This is a genomic window from Streptomyces sp. NBC_00286, assembly GCF_036173125.1.
Classification (GTDB): Bacteria; Actinomycetota; Actinomycetes; order Streptomycetales; family Streptomycetaceae; genus Streptomyces.
Window position 1 is genome coordinate 7,372,139 of the sequence record NZ_CP108054.1, and the last position, 21,961, is coordinate 7,394,099.

General features: G+C 70.4%; 18 protein-coding genes and 1 pseudogene. 11 read left to right on the forward strand and 8 right to left on the reverse strand.

All coding sequences use genetic code 11. From position 1 onward, the window contains the following. Positions 1-963: 963 nt before the first annotated feature. The gene (locus tag OHT21_RS33405; protein WP_328771987.1) at positions 964-1,776 is read left to right on the forward strand and encodes a peptidoglycan-binding domain-containing protein; all 813 of its coding nucleotides are present in this window, start codon (positions 964-966) and stop codon (positions 1,774-1,776) included. A gap of 14 nt (positions 1,777-1,790) precedes the next feature. Here the strand turns inward: OHT21_RS33405 and OHT21_RS33410 are convergent, their stop codons facing one another. Further along, positions 1,791-2,312, reverse strand: a complete 522-nt coding sequence (locus tag OHT21_RS33410; protein ID WP_328771988.1) for a GNAT family N-acetyltransferase — start codon at positions 2,310-2,312, stop codon at positions 1,791-1,793. A gap of 133 nt (positions 2,313-2,445) precedes the next feature. On the opposite strand from OHT21_RS33410, the gene OHT21_RS33415 reads away from it, so the two are divergent. Continuing rightward, a complete protein-coding gene (locus OHT21_RS33415; protein ID WP_328771989.1) occupies positions 2,446-3,123 on the forward strand; it encodes a hypothetical protein in 678 nt (225 codons plus the stop codon). Between the two features lie 5 nt (positions 3,124-3,128). Then, positions 3,129-3,530: a hypothetical protein gene (locus OHT21_RS33420; protein WP_443050466.1), complete on the forward strand. Its 402-nt coding sequence runs from the start codon at positions 3,129-3,131 to the stop codon at positions 3,528-3,530. A gap of 264 nt (positions 3,531-3,794) precedes the next feature. On the opposite strand, the gene OHT21_RS33425 is transcribed toward OHT21_RS33420, so the two are convergent. Then, the gene (locus OHT21_RS33425; RefSeq protein WP_328771990.1) at positions 3,795-4,196 is read right to left on the reverse strand and encodes a J-domain-containing protein; all 402 of its coding nucleotides are present in this window, start codon (positions 4,194-4,196) and stop codon (positions 3,795-3,797) included. 125 nt (positions 4,197-4,321) lie between these two features. On the opposite strand from OHT21_RS33425, the gene OHT21_RS33430 reads away from it, so the two are divergent. Then, entirely contained in the window at positions 4,322-4,717 is a 396-nt protein-coding gene (locus OHT21_RS33430) for a hypothetical protein (protein WP_328771991.1), read from the forward strand. 208 nt (positions 4,718-4,925) lie between these two features. Here OHT21_RS33430 and OHT21_RS33435 read toward each other — a convergent pair whose 3' ends face one another. Next, positions 4,926-5,606, reverse strand: coding sequence for an O-methyltransferase (locus OHT21_RS33435; RefSeq protein ID WP_328771992.1), 681 nt, complete (start codon positions 5,604-5,606; stop codon positions 4,926-4,928). Between the two features lie 292 nt (positions 5,607-5,898). Between OHT21_RS33435 and OHT21_RS33440 the strand changes: the two genes are divergently transcribed. Beyond that, complete coding sequence (locus OHT21_RS33440; RefSeq protein ID WP_328771993.1) at positions 5,899-7,947, forward strand: bifunctional glycosyltransferase 87/phosphatase PAP2 family protein; 2,049 nt, start codon at positions 5,899-5,901, stop codon at positions 7,945-7,947. On the opposite strand, the gene OHT21_RS33445 is transcribed toward OHT21_RS33440, so the two are convergent. From OHT21_RS33445 to OHT21_RS33455, 3 genes are all read right to left on the reverse strand, one after another. Next, positions 7,901-9,562, reverse strand: a complete 1,662-nt coding sequence (locus OHT21_RS33445) for a hypothetical protein (RefSeq protein ID WP_443050684.1) — start codon at positions 9,560-9,562, stop codon at positions 7,901-7,903. The two genes, OHT21_RS33440 and OHT21_RS33445, sit on opposite strands and share 47 nt — an antisense overlap. Before the next feature lie 226 nt (positions 9,563-9,788). Then, the gene (locus tag OHT21_RS33450) at positions 9,789-10,256 is read right to left on the reverse strand and encodes a hypothetical protein (protein ID WP_328771994.1); all 468 of its coding nucleotides are present in this window, start codon (positions 10,254-10,256) and stop codon (positions 9,789-9,791) included. Between the two features lie 507 nt (positions 10,257-10,763). Continuing rightward, positions 10,764-11,999, reverse strand: a complete 1,236-nt coding sequence (locus OHT21_RS33455) for a cytochrome P450 (protein WP_328771995.1) — start codon at positions 11,997-11,999, stop codon at positions 10,764-10,766. A gap of 354 nt (positions 12,000-12,353) precedes the next feature. Between OHT21_RS33455 and OHT21_RS33460 the strand changes: the two genes are divergently transcribed. Then, positions 12,354-13,523, forward strand: coding sequence for a steroid 3-ketoacyl-CoA thiolase (locus OHT21_RS33460; protein ID WP_328771996.1), 1,170 nt, complete (start codon positions 12,354-12,356; stop codon positions 13,521-13,523). Positions 13,524-13,604: 81 nt separating this feature from the next. Here the strand turns inward: OHT21_RS33460 and OHT21_RS33465 are convergent, their stop codons facing one another. Next, a complete protein-coding gene (locus OHT21_RS33465; protein WP_328771997.1) occupies positions 13,605-15,215 on the reverse strand; it encodes a carboxylesterase/lipase family protein in 1,611 nt (536 codons plus the stop codon). Then, on the reverse strand, positions 15,212-17,707 hold the full coding sequence (locus OHT21_RS33470; protein WP_328771998.1) for a beta-glucosidase family protein: 2,496 nt from the start codon (positions 17,705-17,707) through the stop codon (positions 15,212-15,214). The genes OHT21_RS33465 and OHT21_RS33470 overlap by 4 nt, the downstream gene beginning before the upstream one ends. Positions 17,708-18,094: 387 nt before the next feature. On the opposite strand from OHT21_RS33470, the gene OHT21_RS33475 reads away from it, so the two are divergent. The 5 genes and pseudogenes from OHT21_RS33475 (at position 18,095) to OHT21_RS33495 (ending at position 21,802) form a co-directional block, all read left to right on the forward strand. Next, entirely contained in the window at positions 18,095-18,529 is a 435-nt protein-coding gene (locus OHT21_RS33475) for an ATP-binding protein (protein WP_443050467.1), read from the forward strand. 235 nt (positions 18,530-18,764) lie between these two features. Beyond that, positions 18,765-19,286, forward strand: a complete 522-nt coding sequence (locus OHT21_RS33480; protein ID WP_328771999.1) for a hypothetical protein — start codon at positions 18,765-18,767, stop codon at positions 19,284-19,286. Positions 19,287-19,417: 131 nt separating this feature from the next. Then, a pseudogene (locus OHT21_RS33485) lies at positions 19,418-19,531 on the forward strand (IS5/IS1182 family transposase); the annotation flags it as partial. Positions 19,532-19,661: 130 nt separating this feature from the next. After that, entirely contained in the window at positions 19,662-20,354 is a 693-nt protein-coding gene (locus OHT21_RS33490) for a response regulator transcription factor (RefSeq protein ID WP_328772000.1), read from the forward strand. After that, positions 20,351-21,802, forward strand: a complete 1,452-nt coding sequence (locus tag OHT21_RS33495) for a sensor histidine kinase (protein WP_328772001.1) — start codon at positions 20,351-20,353, stop codon at positions 21,800-21,802. The genes OHT21_RS33490 and OHT21_RS33495 overlap by 4 nt, the downstream gene beginning before the upstream one ends. Positions 21,803-21,961 lie beyond the last annotated feature (159 nt).

Sequence of the window (21,961 nt, forward strand, 5' to 3'; positions counted from 1 at the left end):
GGCGGCCCGGGTGCGGGTGTCTTGGGCTCGGGCGTATCGGGCGAGGGTTCCGGTGTATCGGGCAAGGGCTCGGGTGTCTCGGGTGCGGGCTCGGGTGGCTTGGGCGCGGGCTCGGATTTGGGGCCTCCGGGGTCGTTAAACGGGGCCAGGTCTTGGGAGGCCGCCGATCCGTTGGCCGAGCCGATGTCCTCGGGGGCGGGCGACGCGCTTCGCGAGCCCGGGGGCTCGGGGTCGGGTGACCCGTTGACCGGCGCCGGGCGCTCCGGGGCGGCTCACCCGTCGGCCAAGCCCAGGGGCTCTGGGGCGACTGACCCACCGGCCGAGCCCGGAGGCTCGCGCGCGGGCGACCCGTTTGTCGAGCACATGCCCTCCGGGGCGGGCGACCCGTTGGTCGAGCCCGGCGCTCCGGGCGCGTCCGCGACACCCCCAGGGCCGTCCGGGCCAGCCGCAGGGCAGCACCGGTCTGAGCCGCCGGTGGGGCAGCGCCGGTCCGGGCCGCCCTCGGGGCAGCACCCGTCCGAGCCACCCGCGAGGCAACATCGGTCCGAGCCGCCTGTGGAGCAGCGTCGGCCTGCGCCGCCCTCGGAGCAGCACCCGTCCGCGCCGCCGGTGGGGCAGCACCGATCTGCGCCGCCCTCGGGGCAGCACCCGTCCGAGCCACCCGCGAGGCAACATCGGTCCGAGCCGCCTGTGGAGCAGCGTCGGCCTGCGCCGCCCTCGGAGCAGCACCCGTCCGCGCCGCCGGTGGGGCAGCGCCGGTCCGGGCCGCCCTCGGGGCAGCACCAGTCCGAGCCACCCGCGAGGCAACATCGGTCCGAGCCGCCTGTGGAGCAGCGTCGGCCTGCGCCGCCCTCGGAGCAGCACCCGTTCGCGCCGCCGGTGGGGCAGCACCGATCTGCGCCGCCCTCGGGGCAGCACCCGTCCGCGCCGCCCGCGAGGCAACACCAGTCCGGGCCCCCCTCGGTGCCGAACTCGCCCCTGGCGGCCGCCACCCCGTCTCAGGCCGCCCCGACGCCGGCACCCCAGGCCCATTCGCCCGACGACGCCCCCACGGCAGACCTCCAACTGACGGACCTCCACCGGTTCGACGCACAGACCCCCGGCCCGGACCCGGTGACCGGTCCCCTGCCCGAGACCGAGCCCGAGCAGCCCGTGCGCCGGCGCGGGCGTCGGCGTCGGCTCGCCTTCGTCGGCACAGCGGTTGGCGCCGTGGTAATGACCGCCGCCGGGTTCGCGAGCGGGTTCTTCTCGTACGACACGCCCTCGCGGGACAGCGCGGGCCCGGGCGACATGCGCGCGAGCATCCCGGACGCGCCCTCGCCGGAGCCGCCGTCCCTGAGCCCGTCGAAGACGTCACCACCGGCCCAGCCACCCCAGGCGGACCCACCGACCAAGCCGTCCAAACCAGCCACCCCCGGCACGTCCGCGCCGACCAAGGAGCCCACGCCCGAGCCCACCCCGACCCGCGAAACCCCCACGCCCCGCCCACCGTCGACCGAGCCGCCGGCCGACTCTGCACCCCCCGGCTCCGGCGGAGGCGGCGAGCGCAGCAACGGGCGGGTCCTGCGCCCCGGCGACTCCGGCAACGAGGTCACAGAACTCCAACTCCGCCTACGCCAGCTCTTCCTCTACGCAGGCCCCACGACAGGCACGTACGACGACCAGACAGAAAACTCCGTACGAAGCTTCCAGGGCTCCCGAGGCGTCAACGACGAACTGGGCATCTACGGCGAGCCAACGCGAGAACGCCTGGAGTCGGAGACAGACGAACCGTAGTTCTCAGCCGGACTTCAAGCGGAGCACAGCCGCTTGGCGAACCAGTGCTCGGCGTAGTCATGGTCGTTGTACGGCTCGATCTCCGCGTAGCCGTGCCGGGCGTACAGGACGCGGGCCTCGACCAGGTCTCCGCGGGTGTCGAGGACCATCCGTTCGACGCCGAGCCCTCGGGCTGCCTCCTCGGCCGCGTGGAGGAGGACGGCGGCTCCGCCCTTGCCGCGCAGGTCCGCCCGTACGAACATTCGCTTCAGCTCGCCCGCGGTCGCGTCCAGCAGGCGCACGCCCGCCGTGCCGGCCGGCTCGCCGTTGTACTGGGCGAGCAGTAACACCCCGGTGGGCGGGGCGAGTTCGGCCCCGGTCTCGGCGGCGATCTCGCGCTCCAGCTCGGCCGGGTCGGTGGCGTGCCCCTCGTGGAGCAGGTACCAGCGGTCGCTGACCTCCGTGTAGTACGCCCGCCAGAGGGCAGCCGCGGCGGGTGAGTCGAAGGGTTCGGGTGCGACGGTCCAGGACGTCGACGTCGACGTACGAGTGGTCATGGCGGGCACTATCCGTGCGTACGATCCGCCGTCCGCAAGCCAATTAGCCGGGCACCGGTGTCGTTTGGCCGGCGTTCTGAGGGCAACTCGGGCAGGGAGCCGGCCCCAACGGGCCGTAACCGGAAGGTATTCCATGTCCACTGGCGTGATCATTGTTCTGATCGTGGTCGCGGCGATCATCATCGGCGCGGCCGTCTGGCTCGCAACGTCCCGCGGAGCGGGCGGCGGCGGGCGTAACCTGCGGCGGCGCTTCGGGCCCGAGTACGACCGGGCCGTCGCCCAGCACGACGGCGACGCCAAGGCCGCCGAACGCGAGCTCGCGGACCGTGTGAAGCGGCACGGGTCGCTGCACAAGCAGCCGTTGGAGCCTGCGGCGCGGGAGCGGTACGAGGCGCGGTGGGCCGCCGCCCAGGAGCGGTTCGTCGACTCGCCGCGGGAGGCCGTGGCCGAGGCGGACCGGCTGCTCGGCGAACTGGCCGGGGCCCGCGGTTTCCCCGACGGCGACCGCTACGACGAGCAGCTCGCCGCGCTCTCCGTGCACCACGCACACCACGTCCACGGCTACCGGCGCATCCACCGGGCCGCCCACGCGCCCCTCGCCGACGGCGACGAGAGCCGCACCGGTACGGAGGAACTCCGCGAGGCCATGATCGAGGCGCGCGCTCTCTTCGACGAGCTGGTGACGCCGGGTCGCGAGGACACGCGGCGCCACCGCGCGGCCGACGAGCCCGCCCCCGCCCGCTCGAACCGCCTCGGCGAACGTCTGCACGCGCCGTGGGCGTTCAACAGGCGCCACGCCAAGGGGAGTTGAGACGTATGACTGACAACATGGCTGGTCTGCCGACGCCGGCGAAGCAGCCGGAGCGTGAGGCCGCGATCGGTCCCGACAAGGCAGTCAGCCCCGACAAGACGATCGGTCGCGACAAGGGTGTGGGCGGCTCCACCGGCCGGCTGATGTCCCACGACGAGGCCGACAAGTGGACCCTGCGGCTGCAGCATGCGGTCGCCGGCTTCGTCGACGGCCCGCGGGATTCTCTGGAGGAGGCGGACCAGGTACTGGAGGAGGTCACGGAGCGCTTCACGGAAGCCGTAACCCAGCGCCGCCGCACCCTCCGCACGTCCTGGCAGACGCCGGGCGACGAGAAGGCCGACACAGAGCAACTACGGCTCGCCCTGCGCGACTACCGAGAACTGGCGGAACGTCTCCTGAGGATCTGAACCGCCGCCGGTTGAGCAGGGCGCCTACCGGGCGGGTGGGTTCGGTTCGTGGGCGAGTGCGGGGCCGTCGCAGCTGGTCAGTTCCCCATTCCCGCCCCTTCCCGGCTGTATTAATTTGCGGCTCCGCCGCGTGGGGGGCTGCGCCCCAGACCCCGCCGGGGGTGCGGGTGACAATCGTGTCGCGGCTGCGGGCCCGTCGTGGCTGGTCGCGCAGTTCCCCGCGCCCCTGAGGGGCGCTCCCGGAACCGTCCGCCACCAGGCGTACTAACCGCGGCGGTCACGCCAATCCCGTACGACCGCCTCGACGTCGTACGGCTTCAAGCCGAGCGGCGGCCCCGGCGGCGGCCGGAACATCACGTCGCGGATCTTCACGTTGATCGACGTGATGATCTCGCGAACCACCCGCTCTGACGGAGCGTCCAACGCCCGCGCAAGCGCGTCCTCCGCCTCCTTCCGCAACGCCAGCGTCGGCGGCAGCACGGACAGCCCCTCGCGGGCCATCTTCTGCTTGATCCACCACAGTTCGTCGTACGTGGTGTCGCTGGTGGCAGGCAGCGGCTTACCGGCACCGGAGAGTTGATCGAACTCCCCACGCGCCTCCGCCTCACGGATCTGCTTGTCGATCCAGGACTCGAAGCTGACACCGGGAGGTTTTCGCTCGGTCATGTAGTCCAGTGTGCCGGACGGCATGTCACCCGGGCGATCTATCATTCGGCCGCGATACATCGTCGCCGGTGCGCCACCATGCTCCGGCGCCGAACCATTGGATTGCGGGAACCGAAGGAGCGCACGTGCTCGAACTCACCATGGCCACGGTGTCGGAGGCGGACGCGGGTGCGACGGCCGGGATGCAGATGGCCGACTCGCCCAGCGAACCGGGTGCCGTGCTGCGGGTGGGGCGGGACCGGGGCTTCTGCCGCCTCGCGACGCCCGACGACTGGCTGTTCGTCTCGCGGGTGCACCTGGAGTTCCTGTGCGGGCCGGACGGGACGTGGCAGGTGACGTGGCTGCGGGGCTCGCACGCCGACCCCTCGTCCGAGGTGCGGCTCGTGCTGGTCGGCGGGACCCCGCAGCCCCTGCCGTACGGCGGAACGGCGAGGCTCCCCCAGAACGGTTCCGGCGAACTGATCATCCACGACCGCACTTCCCCGCGCAGCGTGAACGTGGGCTTCTACCACGAGGGGTGAGGCCCACGAGGCCCGAGGCCGGGAGGTCTGAGGCCACGAGGCGCGAGATCACCAGGCCTGAGGCCAGGCGCAGCAAGACCGGAGCCCGCAGGCCGGGCGCCCCAACACCGGCCACCGCAAAGCTGGCCACCGCAAAGCCGGCCACCGCAAAGCCGGCCACCGCAAAGCCGGATACCGCAAAGGGACCAGGCGGCCTACGGCAGACGTCCTACGCCAACACGCGCGCCAGCGCGAACCCGTCGTACCCCTTCAACCCCACCGTCTGGATCGCCGTAGCGTCCAGCTTCGGATGGGACGCGAAGAGTTCGAGGGCCGCGCGGGTGCCTCGGATCGACGGGTCGTCGCTGGTGGCGTCGGTGACGGCGCCGCCGCGTACGACGTTGTCGAGGACGATGAGGCTGCCGGGGCGGGTGAGTTTGACGGCCCACTCGACGTAGTGCGGGTTGTTCACCTTGTCCGCGTCGATGAAGACCAGGTCGAAGGGAGCGCGGTCCTCGGCCTGCTCGTCGGCCAGTTTCGGCAGCGAGTCCAGGGCGGGGCCCACCCGCACCTCGGTGATCTTGTCGAGGCCGGCCCGCGTGAGGTTCCGGCGGGCGACTTCCGCGTGCTTCGGATCGTACTCGAGGCTGATCAGGCGCCCGTCCGCCGGCAGCGCGCGGCCCAGCCAGATGGTGCTGTAGCCGCCGAGGGTGCCGATCTCGAGGATGCGGCGGGCGCCCTGGATCACGGCGAGCAGGTGGAGCAGTTTGCCGTGGGTGGGGGCGACGTTGATGTGCGGCAGTCCGGCGGCGTCGCTGTCGTGCAGTGCGGCGGAGAGGGCGTCGTCGGGTGGGGCGAGGAGCGCGGTGAGGTAGTCGTCGACGTCGTTCCAGAGCCGTGGCTCGGTCATGCACCATGCCTTTCGTCTGGCTAGTTAGAGGGTCTAACTAGTTTCGCCGTCGAATATAGACCGCTACGGGCGGATCCGCCCGGCGGTCACGCAGGTCCCCGGAACATCACCGCAACCTCCGGTCGCGCCACACCCTCTTCAGGACAAAAGATGGAAGGACGTCAGGTAAAGCGGGGGTTGCCTGCGTCTCTCCGCGGGGGTAGTGCGAGCCTCATAGGGCTCGCACAGTGACAACGATCAGCTGACACCCGTGGGGCATGGGTGACCAACGGGGCGGGAGGGCCGACGGGGCGTGGCGAATGTGGAGAGTGGACGACCAGGTGATGCCTTCGCGGCGGGAGCTGCGGGCACGGCGAAGGCACGGCTGGGCATGGTGCGCGCGGCCCTCTGGCTGGTCGCGGCCGTACTGGCGGTACGGCAGGTCGCCGTCGTCCTGAGCACGCCGAAGGGGGAACGCCTGACGGATCTGGAGACCTGGGTCGGCCCGGGCGGCGTGCTGCATGTGAACGGATCCCTGTACGACTCGACGCGCTTCACGGGCACACCGTTCGGCGGACTCGTCCTCAAACCGCTCACCCGCGCGGCCGAGCAGGCCCTCGGCTGGGGCTGGACCTTCGGCACCCTGCTGCTCGTCGTCGCGCTCGGTCTGGTCGCGGCTCGTGCCCTGCCGCAGCCGGTGAGCAGACGCACGGCCCTGCTCGCCGCCCCCGTGGCGATCAGCCTGCTGATGCTGTCGCTGCCGGTGCGCAACACGCTGTATCTCGGCCAGACCAGCATCATCCCGGTGCTGTTGGTGCTGCTCGGCTGTTTCGCGGTCCGGGGGGAACGGGCCAGCGGACTGCTGATCGGTGTCGCCGCCGCCCTCCAGCCGACCGTCCTGCTCTTCGCTCCGCTGCTGTGGTTCACCGGCCGCCGCCGGGCCGCGCTCTCCACCGGCGTCACCTTCGCCGCGACCACGGCACTGGCCTGGGCGGCGATGCCGCACGACTCGTTCACGTACTGGGTGCACCACCTGGCCGGAGTCGGTCTCGGCCGGCCCGCCGACGACCTCGCCAACCAGTCGCTGCACGGTGCCCTGCTGCGGTTCGGCCTGACCGGCCCGCTGGAGATCGCCCTGTTCCTGCTGCTCGGCGCGGCCGTCGCGTTCCTCGGCCTGCGCCGCGCCGTGCACTACGCCCGCGACGGGCAGCTGCTGCTCGCCGTCGCGCTGACCGGCTGCGTCGCGATCGCGGTGTCGCCCACCACCTGGCAGCACCAGCTGCTGTGGGTGCTGCTCGCGCTGGTCGGCCGGGTCGGCAAGAAGGCCTCGGACCGGTACGTATGGCCGGTCGCCGTCGTCCTGGTGATGACGCTCCCGGCGAAGATGATGCTGCCGAACATGCCGGTGCTCCACCCGCTGCGTGACAACGTCGTCCTGCTCGCCGCACTCAGCGCCGCCTGCGTCGTCCCGTTCCTGTCCCGCACCTCGCCGCACTACCAGGTCCCGATCCCCACGCAGTACGCGCCACCGGTCGAGGCCCGCTGGAAACACGTACCCCTGCTGCCCTTCCTGCGCCGGGTCCTCTCCCGCCCGAACCTGCTCCTCGAACTGCTGCTGATCCGCGTCGGCTACTCCGCGTACCAGCAGGTCAGGCTGGAGGCGCACGGCGGCTCCAACGAGGCGGCCCGGGCCACCGCCGAGCAGCACGGCGAGCAGATCCTGGCGATCGAGAAGTTCCTGTTCATGGACATCGAGCACTGGGTCAACCACGCGGTGGTGAACGTCGACTGGCTGCGCGCCTTCTTCGACTTCTACTACACGTCGTTCCACTTCGTGGTCCCGCTCAGCGTCCTCGGCGTCCTGTATGTGCGCCGGCCCGCCGAGTACCGCTGGGCCCGCTCGGCCCTCGGTTTCGCCACGATCCTCGCGCTGCTCGGCTTCTGGCTCTATCCGCTGGCCCCGCCGCGCCTGATGCCGGGCCTCGGCTATATCGACACCGTGCACGGCGTGCAGGACTTCTCCCAGCCGGATTACGGGACGCTGACCGCGCTGACGAACCAGTACGCGGCGATGCCCTCGCTGCACTTCGGCTGGTCGCTGTGGTGCGGTCTGGTGATCGCGATCCTCGCGCCGAAGTGGTGGATGAAGGCGCTCGGTCTCCTGCATCCGCTGTTCACGATCGCGGCGATCGTGGCGACCGCCAACCACTGGGTGCTGGACGCGGCGGGCGGCGCGGCCGTCGTCGGCATCGGCTTCGCGCTGACCTACCTGCTCCAGGGCCCCCGGGTCAGCTCGCGCGGCAAGCCCGCCGAGGTCAGCATCGCGGAGCCGGACCAGGCGAAGGACCGTACCCCGAGCTGATCCGGTACACCCCCGGTTCGGTCACCGTCAGCCGCGTGAACTCGCCCCGCTTCTTGAGGCAGCCGCCCTCGGCGTACAGCCACGGCGAGTAGGCGACGCGCACGGTGACCGAGCCGGGCCCCGGCATCCGTACGACGACCTCGGCGCTGGAGGCCCGTACGACCGAGCCGGGCGACGTCACCAGTGGCACCGCGTCGCGCACCCGGAACACCTGCCAGTGCGCGTCCTGCCAGACCGGCTCCAGCCAGGTCGGCCGGCTCCTGACCAGGCGCGCCTCGTCCTCGGCGAAGCCGTCCGGCTTCCCGGCGGGCAGCACCACGAAGCCGACGGCCCAGCGGTCCAGCCAGGCCCGGTACGTCGACTCCGAGAACGTTCCGTCGTAGAAGAGCCGCCCGCGCTCGATGTCCAACTGCCGGTTCCAGCCACGGGCGAGGTTCACATGCGGGGCGAGCGCGGTGGCCTCGCGATGGTTACGGGCCGGGACCACCTCGACCCGGGTCCGCTCGGCGCCGAGCCGGTCCAGGGCACGGACGACACCGCGGGTGTCGGCGGCCCAGGCGGGCACCTTGGTGGAGATCCGCAGATCGTCGACGGTCTTCGTGCCCAGCCATGTCACGGAGACGACGAGGGTCACGGCGAGGGCGACGAGTCTGCGTCTCTCCCGCTGCTCCCTCTGCGCGAGCAGCGCGGCGAGCAGGGCGGTCGGTGCGAACAGCTCGGCGAGCCGCTCCACGTTCGTGCCGATAGGGGAGGGGATGAGATACGTCAGTACCGTCCCGGCCGCGTACACCAGGCCGCCCCACCGCAGCACCCCCCAGCGGCGCGGAGCGAGAGCGAACAGCACGACACCGAACAGGACGGGCGGCCAGATCCGGCCGGCCGGCATCAACTGCTCGCCCTTGAACGGGAACAGCAGCGTGATCACCGCGACCACCACGAACGGCGGCGCGATGAGAGCGGCGGCCCGCTTCCAGTCCCGTACGAGCGCGTAACCGGCGCCCGCCACCACCAGAAACAGCCCCGCCACCGGGCTCGCCATGGTCGCCAGCGCCGCGTAAGCCACGGCCAGTGGCAGCCGCCGCTCCCGCGTGAGCGGCACACAGGCCGCGAGCCCGAAGGCGACCCCGAGCGCGAAGGTCGTACGGCCGGACGCGACGTTGCACCACAGGGCGAGCGACGCGAGCAGCGCGGGGCCGAGCGGGCGGCGGATCCCGGTCCGCACGATCAGCACCGCGGCCAGCCAGGTGGCGAGCAGCCCGGCGACGACCGTGACCGTGCGCACGCCGATGGTGGCCATCAAGTACGGGGAGATCAGGCTGTAGTTGGCGGTGTGCATCCCGCCGTACCAGAAGAGGCTGTACGCCGAGCCGCCGTGCCGTGACGCGAACTCCGCCCACGCCTGCTGCGCCGCGAGATCCCCGCCACCCGTGGCGAGAAACGCGAACCACACCCCGTACAACGGAATCGTCGGAAGCGTGGCCAGCAACGGCACCCGATGCCGCCGCCAGAACCCCTTGAGTTCCGGGAACGGTTCCTTCCGCCCACCGGTGGCCGGCTCGGCCGGACCGGAGGGCGGACGGGCGGGGGACAGCTCGGCGGCAGAGGCCACGGTCAGCGTTTCCGTTCGAAGTCGTCGAGGCTGTGACTTTGCTGTGTCACGTGCGAAGACGTCGAGCGGCACGGAAACGTTCACTCGGTCACTGGGACGCGGGCGCCAGGGGCTCACGAGCCATGCAACGACTCACCGCAACCGTGGTCACCAGCCGATACCCCAAATCACCGGTGTGTGAGGTTCAAGGGATCAGACCCAGGGGCCAGCGGCCTGCCGTTGGCCTTTCAGCTCAGCGAGAGTCGCCCAAGGGGTAGTTGTTCTTCGTCACCGTTAGGGTGATCTTCGTTTCCTTGGGGATCCAGGCCCCGGGGGCGCTGATGTCGGCCTTGGCCGGCCAGGTGGTGCCGGAGGCCACGTTGAGGGCCTTCTTCGTCACCGTCACCGGAACACCCCTCTCGCCTCTGTCGGCCGTGACCGTGACCGTGTAAGAGGCGCGCTTTTCGCCCGTGTTCTGCATCGTGAGGGGCACGACCACGCGGCGGTTGTCCAGGCGCGGCAGGTAGGCGACGACCTCTCCGTTGTGCGCCGTGGCCGCCGGACGGCCGAAGTCGAAGTCCTCGGGCTTGCGAACGTCGGTCTTCCCGGGCCCGGCGGATTCGCCGTCCGCAGGAGCCGTCGCATCCACCGTAGACCTGCTCTCCGCCACCCCTTCGCCCTGGAATGCGCAGGCGGTCAGGACCAGCGGTGCCGCCACCACGGCGACAAGCAGCGAGCGTGGGGAGCTCCGGTTCCGGGACCTGCCGGACGTACCGTCAGCCACAGGGGAACACACGGCTGGACTTGTGGTCGATCGACATAGGTATCCCCCTGGTGTCTGCGCGTGAGTGACTGAACAGTCCGGCGAAGCGGCCACAACTTACGCTCAGGGCGGCCCCGAAGGGAAAGGTTTATACCTGTCGACCGGCGGCGAACTGTAAACCTCGCCGCGCGAGCCGTAGCGATGCGTATCTCTCGCCGGGCGAAGATGTGAACTTCTGTCACGTCTTCTCCCCGGGATCTCCACACTCAAAGTGAGCTCGTGACACCGATCACAGGGCGCGCCGGATCGCGGCAAACAGGGCACTTGTCCAGACAAACTCTCGGCGTTTACCGGTCAGTTGGCGCGTTTCTTCCTCTCGCAGAACGAATCGCGCGGTGGCAGGAGGCGGGGGCGGGGCGATGGGGGGATGGTGCCCCCGCCTCCTGTTCTGCGCGACCCCGTGGGTCAACTGGCGCTGACCTGGAGCTCCTTGACGCCGTTCACCCAGGCGGAGCGCAGTCGGCGTGGGTCGCCGACGAGGCGGAGGCCGGGCATGGCGTCGGCGATGGCGTTGAAGATGAGGTCGATCTCCAGGGTCGCCAGGGACTTGCCGAGGCAGTAGTGCGGGCCGCCGCCACCGAAACCGAGGTGGGGGTTCGGATCGCGGGTGATGTCGAGGACCTCCGGGGAGTCGAAGACGGCGGGGTCGTTGTTCGCGGAGGAGTAGAAGAGGCCTACGCGGTCGCCCTTCTTGATCCGCTGGCCGCCGAGTTCCGTGTCCTGGGTCGCGGTGCGCTGGAAGGACACGATGGGGGTCGCCCAGCGGACGAGCTCCTCGGCCGTGGTGGAAGGGCGTTCCCTCTTGTAGAGGTCCCACTGGTCTGGGTGGGTGAGCAAGGCGTGCATGCCGTGCGTGATCGCGTTACGGGTCGTCTCGTTGCCCGCGACGGCCAGCATGAGGACGAAGAAGCCGAACTCGTCCGAGGTGAGGTTGCCCTGGTCCTCGGCCGCCACCAGCTGCGTGACGATGTCCTTGGCGGGGCACTGTTTGCGGTCGGCGGCCATGTTCATGGCGTACGAGATGAGCTCGGTGGCCGACTCCTGGCCGACCTCTTCGGTGATCGCGTACTCCGGATCGTCGTACGAGATCATCTTGTTGGACCAGTCGAAGATCTTGAGGCGGTCCTCCTGCGGGATGCCGATGAGCTCGGCTATCGCCTGGAGGGGGAGTTCGCAGGCGACCTGGGTGACGAAGTCGAAGGGGCCGGTCTGGGCGACGGCTTCCTGGACGATCGAGTGGGCGCGCCGGCGCAGCGTGTCCTCCAGGGCGCGGATCGCGCGCGGGGTGAAGCCGCGCTGCACGATGCCGCGGACGCGGGTGTGTTCGGGCGGGTCCATGTTGAGCAGGATCAGCCGCTGGACCTCGATGGCGTCGCGCGGGATGTGCTCGTTGAAGCGGATGATCGCGGTGTTGAGCCAGGAGGAGAACAGCTCTGGGTGCGTGGAGACGTACTTGACGTCAGCGTGCCGCGTGACGGCCCAGTAACCCTCGTCCTCGAAGCCCGCGATGCCGGGCTGCTGGGGGATCCAGTGGACCGGTTCGGCCTGACGCAGCTCGGTGAACTCCGGGAGAGGCACGCGGTGGTGCAGCAGATCGGGATCGGTGAAATCGAACCCGTCGGGCAGCGCTGGACAGGGCATCGGCAACTCCGGGTCGTGCGACGGGGTTTGATCTGGGGTTTTGGTCCGGGTCTTCGTTCCGGGGTTTGGTCCGGGGGTTGTGTTGACGTCTGTGTGGGCGTCTGTTCTGACGAACCATCAGGTACCGGGAATTGCCGTGAAGGTAGTAACGGGTTCTACAAGTCGCAATAGGCATGACGGGTCGAATTGCGTGCGGAGTTCGTGCAGATCGCGACTTCGGGGGGTGCAAGACCCTTGCGGTGCACGGCGTGGGCTCAGCAGACTGCGTAGAGAACTAGTACGCGTTCTAGTTCAGCGCACCGGGTGGGCCGGGCCGCCCGTGATGCGTGAAGGGCGAGGAGAGGACTGGGGAACATGGCCGCTGAACCCGTCATCGTCGAAGCCGTACGCACGCCGATCGGCAAGCGCGGTGGCGCGCTCGCCAACCTGCATCCCGCCTATCTCCTGGGCGAGACCTACCGTGAACTCCTGGGCCGTACGAACATCCCCGCCGACTGCGTCGAGCAGATCGTCGGCGGCGCCGTCACCCACGCCGGCGAGCAGTCGGGCAACCCCGCCCGTACCGCGTGGCTCGCGATGGGCCTGCCGTACGAGACGGCCGCGACGACCGTGAACGCTCAGTGCGGCTCCTCGCAGCAGGCCTCGCACATGGTCGCCAACATGATCGCGGCCGGCGTCGTGGACGTCGGCATCAGCTGCGGCGTCGAGGCCATGTCCCGGGTGCCGCTCGGCTCGGCCTCCAAGCACGGGCCGGGAAAGCCGACGCCCGACGAGTGGAACGTAGACCTCCCGAACCAGTTCGAGGCGGCGGAACGGATCGCTCGTCACCGCGGGCTGACACGCGAGAACGTCGACGCGCTGGGGCTGGCCTCCCAGGAACGGGCCGCGATCGCCTGGTCCGAGGAGCGCTTCAAGCGCGAGACGTTCGCCGTCCAGGTGCCCACCACGGAGGACGAACAGCGCGCCGGTCACGGCATGTGGCGCCTCGTCGACCGGGACGAGGGGCTGCGCGACACCTCCCCGGAGGCCCTGGCCGGCCTGAAGCCGATCATGCCGACGGCCGTGCATACGGCGGGCAACTCGTCCCAGATCTCCGACGGCGCCTCGGCTCTGATGTGGGCGTCGAAGCGGATGGCGCGGGCGCTGAAGCTCCGGCCGCGGGCGCGGATCGTCGCCCAGGCCCTGGTCGGCTCGGACCCGCACTTCCACCTGGACGGCCCGATCGACGCGACACGCGCCGTACTCGGCAAGGCGGGCATGACGCTGAAGGACATCGACGTCGTGGAGATCAACGAGGCGTTCGCTTCAGTGGTGTTGAGCTGGGCGCAGGTCTTCGAGCAGGACCTGGAGAAGGTGAACGTGAATGGCGGAGCGATCGCACTGGGTCACCCGGTCGGCGCGACGGGAGCGCGCCTGTTGACCACCGCGCTGCATGAACTGGAGCGCAGGGACAAGGAGTTCGCGCTCGTCACGATGTGCGCGGGCGGGGCGCTGGCTACGGGGACGATCATTCAGCGACTGTAGGGCGCGCACGAGTGTCTGAAGAGGGAAAGGCGGCGGCCCAGGTTCGAAGGCCGCCGCCACAGTCTCTAAGGCTCTACGACTCTATGGACGGTCTCCTTCCCACAGGTCGCAGTGATGCTCACGGTGGACCGTCGTGCTCGGGCTGTTGCCGCCCTGCGAGGCGGTTCGGAGGGAGAGGACCTTCTCCTGGCCGTCGGGCATCGGGGGCTGGCCGGCGGCTTGCGGCATACCATCCCGGATGAACGAGCCCCAGTACTGGATCATCTGGCGTGAGAGCGCGCGCTGTTCGGCGTTCAGTGGGGACTTCAGGCCGAAGTGTTTGAAGAGGTACTGGACCTCGTTCACGTGGGTCGCGCCGAAGTCGAAGTCCTTGTTGAGGTTTCGTAGTGAGGCGAAGGGGGGCGAGGTGCGGTCGGCGAACTCGTAGGCGTAGACCGGGCCTCGGGTCGCCAGGGCGTCGTTGAGGCGGAGTGCCGGGCAGGCCATCAGGAAGTCTCCGTAGGCGGTGCCGTACGCGATGGTCGGTGATGGGTAGTCCGACTGCGGGTAGCGCTGGAGTACGCGCTCGCCCTGCTCCTCGCCGAACACGCCTCGCACCACCTCGGGATACTGCTCTGCCGTGAGCGGAGTGCCGTTGTTGTCGAACTGGGCGAAGGCGAACATCCGGCCCTCGTCCTGGTTGGCTCCGTTGAGTACGGGGACGCGGGCGGCCGCTCCGTTCGCGTACGCCTTGAAGGGCTGTACCGGCAGGAAGTCGCCGCCGACCACCGGCCCCCAGTTGAAGTCGGCCTGGGCGGCGAGGACTTCCTTCGCGGTTTTGCCGCGCACACACGCGACGCTTGCGCAGTCCAGCTTCTTCATGAATTCGGCGCCCTGAGCCACGGCCTCCTTGTGCGTACGGGCCGCACAGTCCGCGTACGCACCACTCTGGACGATCCCCCTGTGGAACAGGCCCCTTGAGGTCGGCGACGCCATCTGCGTACAGACCGAGCGGCCGCCCGCGGACTCTCCTGCGATGGTGACGCGGCCCGGATCGCCGCCGAAACGGGCGATGTTGGCCTGCACCCAGCGCAGGCCCGCCTGCTGGTCGAGCATCCCGAAGTTGCCCGAGACGCGGTCGCGCGCCTCGCGGTCGAGACCGGAGGTGGCGAGGAAACCCATCGCGCCCAGGCGGTAGTTGACGGTCACCACGACTGTGCCGGTCTGCCGCGCGAAGGTGTCCGGCACGATGTCCTCGCCCGCGCCGGCGGTGAGCCCGCCGCCGTGCAGCCAGACCATGACCGGCCGCTGTACGGAGCCGACGGAGCCGACGGCGCCTTCGGGGACGTACACATTCAGGTCGAGGCAGTCCTCGGTGTGGCTGGGCTTCTCGTAGCCGGGGTCCCAACTCGCCGTCTGGACGCAGCGGTTGCCGAAGTCGTCGGCGGTGCGCACACCGGACCACGGCTCTACGGGCCGCGGGGCGCGCCAGCGGAGTTTGCCAACGGGCGGTTGCGCGTAAGGGATACCGAGGAACTGCCGTCCCTCGCTCGTGGTCTCCCCACGGACCCAGCCGGACTCGGTCCGGACGAGTGGCGGGTTCTGCTCGGTCGGGGCGGGCGCCGCCGCGGTGGAACCGGCGGCCGTGACGACGGTGGTCGCCAGTGCCGTCAGCATGACAGCGAGACGACGTACGGTGAGTCGGCGTATCACGCGTGCACCTCCGCGACCGTACGCAGGCGCAGTTCGCTCGCCGAGGCTCCCACCCACACGGTGCGGCGGCCGGTTCCGAGCACCCAGTCGTGGCGTTCGGGGTCCCATGAGGAGAGGGTGCGTTCGTCGACGCGTACGGTGACCCGGCGCTCCTCTCCCGCCCGCAGTGCGAGCCGCCGGTATCCGCCCAACAGCTTTACCGGCTGGTCGAGTTGGAGTTCCGGTGAGGGGCCGACATACACCTGTGGGATGTCGACGCCGTCACGGCGCCCGGTGTTGCGCACGGTGAAGGTCACCTCCAGACCATGTCGTGACCCGCGTACGCGCAGGTCGCTGTAGGAGAACGTGGTGTACGAGAGGCCGTGCCCGAACGGGAACAGCGGGCGCACGCCCTCGGCGTCGTACCAGCGGTAGCCGACGTGGATGCCCTCCGAGTACTCCTCGATGCCGTCCACGCCCGGGTAGCGACGCGGATCGCCGGCGACCGGGTGATGATCGTCGTCCACCGGGAAGGACTGGGTGAGGCGTCCCCCGGGGTCGCAGTCGCCGAACAGAACGGCCGTGGTGGCGGCCGCGCCCTCCTGGCCCGGGTAGTACATCTGCAGCACGGCGGCGGTTCGCCGCAGCCAGGGCATCGACGTCGAGGACGAGGTGTTGAGGACGACGGTGGTACGGGGATTCACCGCCGTCACCGCCTCGATGAGGCGCACCTGGTGACCGGGCAGCGCGACGGTCGTGCGGTCCTGGCCCTCGGTGGCGTCCTCGTACGCGAAGAGCACGACACTGTGAGCGGCGCGCGCGGCCCGCACGGCCTCGGCGACATCCTTGGCGCGGGTCGCGCCGGTGATGCGCCGTAGCCGGAACAACTGCCCTTCGTCACCGCCCTCTGCGGTGATCTTCACCTTGTGCTTGCCCTTGGCGAGGTCGACTGTCTTGCGGCGCACGGCGAGCCCGTCGGGCGCCGCCGACACGAGGCCGCCGGTGAAGTACTCGCCGAAGTCGGGCAGCACCGGGAAGAGTTCCTCGCCGTCGAGGAGCACCTTGGGGCGCGTAGTACCCGAGTAGTGGATGACGAAGGTCCACTCGTCGGCGTCCTGTGCGGTCAGCGTTCCCTCGTACGTCCAGGTCTCCCCGGCGGCGACCCGCTGCCCTTCGCTCTCGAGACCCGGTGAGAAGGCGCCTTCGGGGATGGCCTTGCCGAAGATGTCCTCGCCCAGTGCGTAGGACACCCGGGCGCCGTGCCCCGCGCGGGACTTGATGGCGTCGAGCGGACTGTCGGCCCGGTCCGGAATGACATGGGCGCTGCCGCCGCCACTGACGAACGGGATCGATCCGGTGGGCCCGATGACGGCGATGCTCCGGGCGGCGGCGCCGGTCAGGGGAAGGGTGCGGTTCTCGTTGCGCAGCAGCGTGGCTCCGGCCTTCGCCACGTCCAGGGCGACCGCCGCGCCAGCCGCCGGGTCGCGGTCCGGACGGGGCGGGGCGCTGCCGTCGAGCAGCCCGAAGTCGTCCATCACCGCGAGGGTGCGGCGTACGGCGCGGTCGAGGTACTCCTCGGAGACGCTGCCGTTCTCGACCGCCGTCTTCAGGGCCTTGCCCAGGTACTTGCCGTCCGGCATCTCCATGTCGAGGCCGGCGGTGATCGCGTCGACGGTGCTGTGGGTGGCGTACCAGTCGGACATCACCCAGCCCTCGAAGCCCCAGCGGTCGCGGAGGATGTCGGTGAGGAGCTCCTGGTTCTCGCAGGCGTAGGTGCCCTTGACCTTGTTGTAGGCGCCCATGAACGCGCCCGTGCCGGCGCGGACGGCGGACTCGAAGCCGCGCAGCTCGACCTCGTTCATCGTCTGCTCGTCGACCCGCACGTCGATGGTCATGCGGTCCTTCTCCTGGTTGTTCATCGCGTAGTGCTTGACGGTCGCGATGAGACCCTCGCCCTGGATGCCCTTGATCTCCTCGGCCACCAGGTCGGCGGAGAGCAGCGGGTCCTCGCTGAAGGTCTCGAAGTTGCGGCCCGCGTACGGGGTGCGGATGACGTTGACCATCGGCGAGAGCAGTACGTCCTGGCCGAGGGCCCGGCCCTCGCGGCCGATGACCTGGCCGTAGCGGCGGGCCAGTTCGGGGTCGAAGGCGGAGGCGAGGAGGACGGGGGCGGGCAGCGCCGTGGCATGCCGGGTGATACGGACTCCGGCGGGGCCGTCGGCGAGACGGAGCGGGGGGATGGCGAGGCGCTCGACGCCGGGGATGTAGCCGGCCTGGCCGAGCGAGTTCGGGTCGGTGGCGCCGTGCAGCAGGGAGATCTTCTCGTCGAGGGTGAGTTTGGCGATCAGGCCTTCCACGCGCGGACCCGCGCTCGGGTCGGCTCTCTTGAGCGCGGTGGTGTGCGAGGAGGTGTGCGAGGAGGTGGTGAATCCGGTGGAGGTGGCCGCGGCTGCGACCGCGATCGAACCGCCCAGCAGACGCAGGGCCGATCGCCGGGACACGGTGTCGGACAAGAGCCGTCACTCCTTCGTGTGCGGGCACGTCGTTGTGGGGACCGCGTGTACGCGTGTGTACACGTGCCACCGGCGGCAGTCGGCGTTCGACCCTTGAACCCACGGTGGGGTCAGAGCTATTGACGTGCCATCAGGTGCCACGAGTACGCGGCGGAAACTATGTCCGCTGATGACTCGTGTCAATGAAGTGAACAGAAGAGGGCTGAACTGTCCGCAAGAAGCGAAGGGATCACGCCATGGGGTGGTACGGGGTGGGGGTGCGGGGGCATAGGGTCCACCCCGTGGGGGGCATGAGAGCGCGGCTCGTCATGGCCGCCTTGCATGGAGGGGCGCGCATTCGACGCACTCGCCGCCCTGATCGCCGCTGTGCCAGGTCAGTCTCGCAGGGTGAACGAATACATTCGCTCCACCTTCCCGGGCTTCCTCCTGGGCCCGCGCCCCGCCCAGTACCGCATGCGCCTCACGGCCGGCGAGCACTCGGCCCTGCACATCCGCCGCATCGTCCGCTCGCTTCTCGACGAGTGGGACATGGCCGAACTGTCCGACGCCGTGGAACTCGGCGTGACCGAGCTGATCGCCAATGTCGTACGCCATGTCCCGGACCGGCGCTGCGAGTTGCTGCTGCTTCGGCAAGGGGCGGCGGGGGTACGGGTGGAGGTCACGGACGGCTCGCCCCAACTGCCTGCCGTGCCAGCCGAGTTGTCGATGGAGTCGGAGGGTGGGCGCGGTCTGGTCCTGCTCGATGCGGTGGTCGCGAAGTGGGGGGTGTGGCCGGAGGGCGGGGGTGGGAAGACGGTGTGGTTCGAGTGCGGGGAGCGATGAGTTTCGCTCGCCGTTGCGGTCACCTTTCAGGGCTTCGTCAGGGCCGGGATGCGCTGGGCGACGCGAACGGTGACGCCCGTGGGGGCGTGCGGCTCCCGTGCCGTTCCAGCGTCATCTGGCCCCTCAGGGTGTCGTTGACGCACTCGGTAAGCTGCCGGATGGGCTCGGCCATTGAGGCGGGTCCCGCCGTACGCTGCCTCTGGCTGGCGGAGGATGGCCGAAGCGGGGGTGCGCCATGGCGAGACAAAGGGCGCGCGGGAGCGGACGCGGACGTCGGCCCGTCGGTATCCGGCCCAAGAGCCCGTGGCGGCTGGCCGCGTGGTGGTGCGCGGTGCTGGCGTGCTTCGGCGCGACCGCCGTGCTGGGTTCGTTGACCACCTCCGTCCTCGGCTGGACCGGCGCCTCGGGGACGCTGACCGTGCGCGAATGCCACGAGGGGCCCGAGGCGAGGGGCGGCGCCCGTCGGATCTGCACCGGTAGGTTCGTCTCCGACGACGGCCGAGTCGTGGACAACTACGCCAGCCTCGCCTGGGACGACGGTCACCCCGGCGCGGAGCGACACGTGCAGACCACCTTCGGCGGCTACCAGGCGCGCGACGCGCACACCTCGCTCCTGGCGACCAGCTCGACGGTGCTGATCGCCCTCGTGGGCCTCGGCTGCACTTTCGCGGCGCTGCCCGCCGGGCCCAAGCTCTGGGTGGTGACCCGCCTGTTTCCCACTCGCCTGGGGGATTGGTATGTGCGGGTGTGGCAGTGAGCCCGCGCGTTTCAAAACGAACGCGACGGTCACCTACACCGACGGCACCACGCTGCGCGGCATGATCCAGGCGAGCAACTGCGCTGTGTTTGGTGACAGCGGAGGAGCCCTCTTCAGCGGTGAAACGGCGGTGGGTGCACGGCTTCCGCCGCTTACGGGTCCGATGGGAACGACGCGACGACATCCACGAAGCCTTCCTCGGCCTCGCCACCTGCCTGATCACCCGCCGCCACGTCCAACGCCTTTGTCAGGACCTCTTGGGCATCCGTAAGAGCACGGCCCGCGGGCACCACAGCGGCGACGCTCTAATCCTGGCCTCAGGTTGATCGGGGACAATGAGCGGCAAAAACATCGACTGGAAGGGGGCGGGCCGGCGTGCGGATCATGATCGCGGATGATGAAGCGGCCATCCGTGAGTCGCTGGAGCGGGTGCTCCAGGTCGAGGGTTACGACACCAGCACCGTCGCCAACGGTCTCGCCGTGCTCGACGGGGTCGGTGGGGCCGACGGCGACACGCTGGATCTGCTGATCCTCGACGTGATGATGCCCCGCCTCGGCGGGTTGGAGACCTGCCGGCGGTTGCGGGCCGCGGGTCGGGATCTGCCGGTACTGATGCTGACCGCCCGTGACCAGGTCTCCGACCGGGTCACGGGGCTGGACGCGGGCGCCGACGACTACTTGCCCAAGCCGTTCGCCACCGAGGAATTACTGGCCCGGGTGCGGGCCCTGCTGCGTCGGCGCACGCCGACCGACGGGGAGTCGCAGATCCTGTCGTTCGCCGACGTCCGGCTCGATGCCGACAGGTTCGAGGCGTGGCGGGGCGGGCGGCCGCTGCGCCTGACCCGGACCGAGTTCTCCCTCCTGCAGGTCCTCATGAGCAACGCGACCCGGGTCTTGACCCGCGACGCGCTGTTCGAGGCGATCTGGGGCTTCGACATGAGCGCCACCGCCAACAACCTCCAGGTGTACGTGAGCTACCTGCGCCGCAAGATGGAGGCCGAGGGTGAGCCGCGATTGATCTACACGCTGCGTGGCCTGGGGTACACGTTGCGGGAGACTCCTCCGTGAGCAGGCCCGCCGGCCGGGAACCGCGTCGGCTGACCCGATGGTGGCGCCGGTGGTCCCTGCGGGCCAGGCTGACGGTGATCGCGGCGACGGCCATCGCGGTCAGCGTGTTCGTGGCCTTCCAGGTGGCCAGCGAGCTACTGGACTGGGAGCTGCGGAACACCGCCGAGAATCAGCTGCGCGCCGACTCCCGCGTCCTGGCGACGAACGCGGAGCGCGCCGGTCTGGCGCAGGTCCAGCTACCGCCGTATCCCGGGTCCGGTCGGCTGGTGCGGGTCATCCTGCCCGACGGCTCGATCCGGACGCCGGCCGGCCAACCCGCGCTGCCCCCGGTCAGCGAGGACGCCGGGCGCGTGGCGCAGGGCGCGTCGGCCGACCTGATGGAGTCGAACGACAGCGACGAGGACGGCTACGTCATCTACACGCTGCGGACGGGCGACGGCGCGGTCCAGGTGGCCCGCGTCGTCGACGACAGCCCGATCAACCGGTTCGGGTTCGGCATGCTGCTGATCGGGCTGCTCTGCGTGGTCGGCGGCGCCCTTGTCGGGCGGACCGTGGCGCGGACCGGGCTGGCACCGATCGACCGGCTGACCGCCGCCGCGGTACGTGTCGCGCACACCCGGGATCTCGACGCCGACATCCCGGATGAGGGCGGTGGGGAGATCCGGCGGCTGATCCAGTCGATCAACGACATGCTCGCCGCGCTCCGGGACTCCCGGCGGGCCCAGCGGCTGCTCGCCGAGGACGCCGCCCACGAGCTCAAGACCCCGCTCACCAGCCTGCGCCTCAACGTCGAGCTGCTGATCCGGCTCGATCGGCGCGGCACCCTGGACAGCGCACTGCCGGCGGAGAGCCGGACCCGGCTGCTCAACGATCTCGGCGCCCAGGTGGCCGAGTTGAGCACCCTTGTCGCCGAGCTGACCGATCTGGCGCGCGGTGACGTCAGCGACGAGAACACCGAGCTGCTCGACCTCGCCGACGTGGTGGCGGCCGCCGCGACCCGGGCACGTTCCCGCGCGCCCGACGTCGAGGTCGCGCTCGACGTGACCTCTGTGTGGGTGAGCGGGCGTCCCGCTGCGCTCGAGCGGGCGGTGCTCAACCTCATCGACAACGCCGGCAAGTGGTCCCCCGCGGACCAGCCGGTCCAGGTCCGGCTCCGTGCCGAGGGCGCGTCGGTGGTGCTCGAGGTCGACGACGCCGGGCCGGGCATCGACGCCGCCGACGTACCGCGGGTGTTCGACCGGTTCTACCGTGCCGACAGCGCCCGGGCGTTGCCGGGATCCGGTCTGGGGCTGTCGATCGTGCAGCGGGTCGTCGACGCCCACGGCGGCCGGGCCGCCGTCGCCCGCTCCGCACGCGGTGGCGCGCTGCTTCGGGTCGGCCTTCCGGCTGCGGCCCCGCCCGCCCCGATCGCGCGGCTCACCGCCGGGGAGGACACCGCGGTGTCCTGACCCGCCCCGGCGGCGCGGCGCAGGACGAGGGACGGCGGCCCTCGGGCATGGCCCCGCGCGGCTCACTGTCGGGGCAGGACACCGCGATGCGCCGGCCACAGCCCCGGCGTGTGGCGCAGGACCAAAGGGCGGCGGCCGTCGGCCCATGAAAAAAATCCG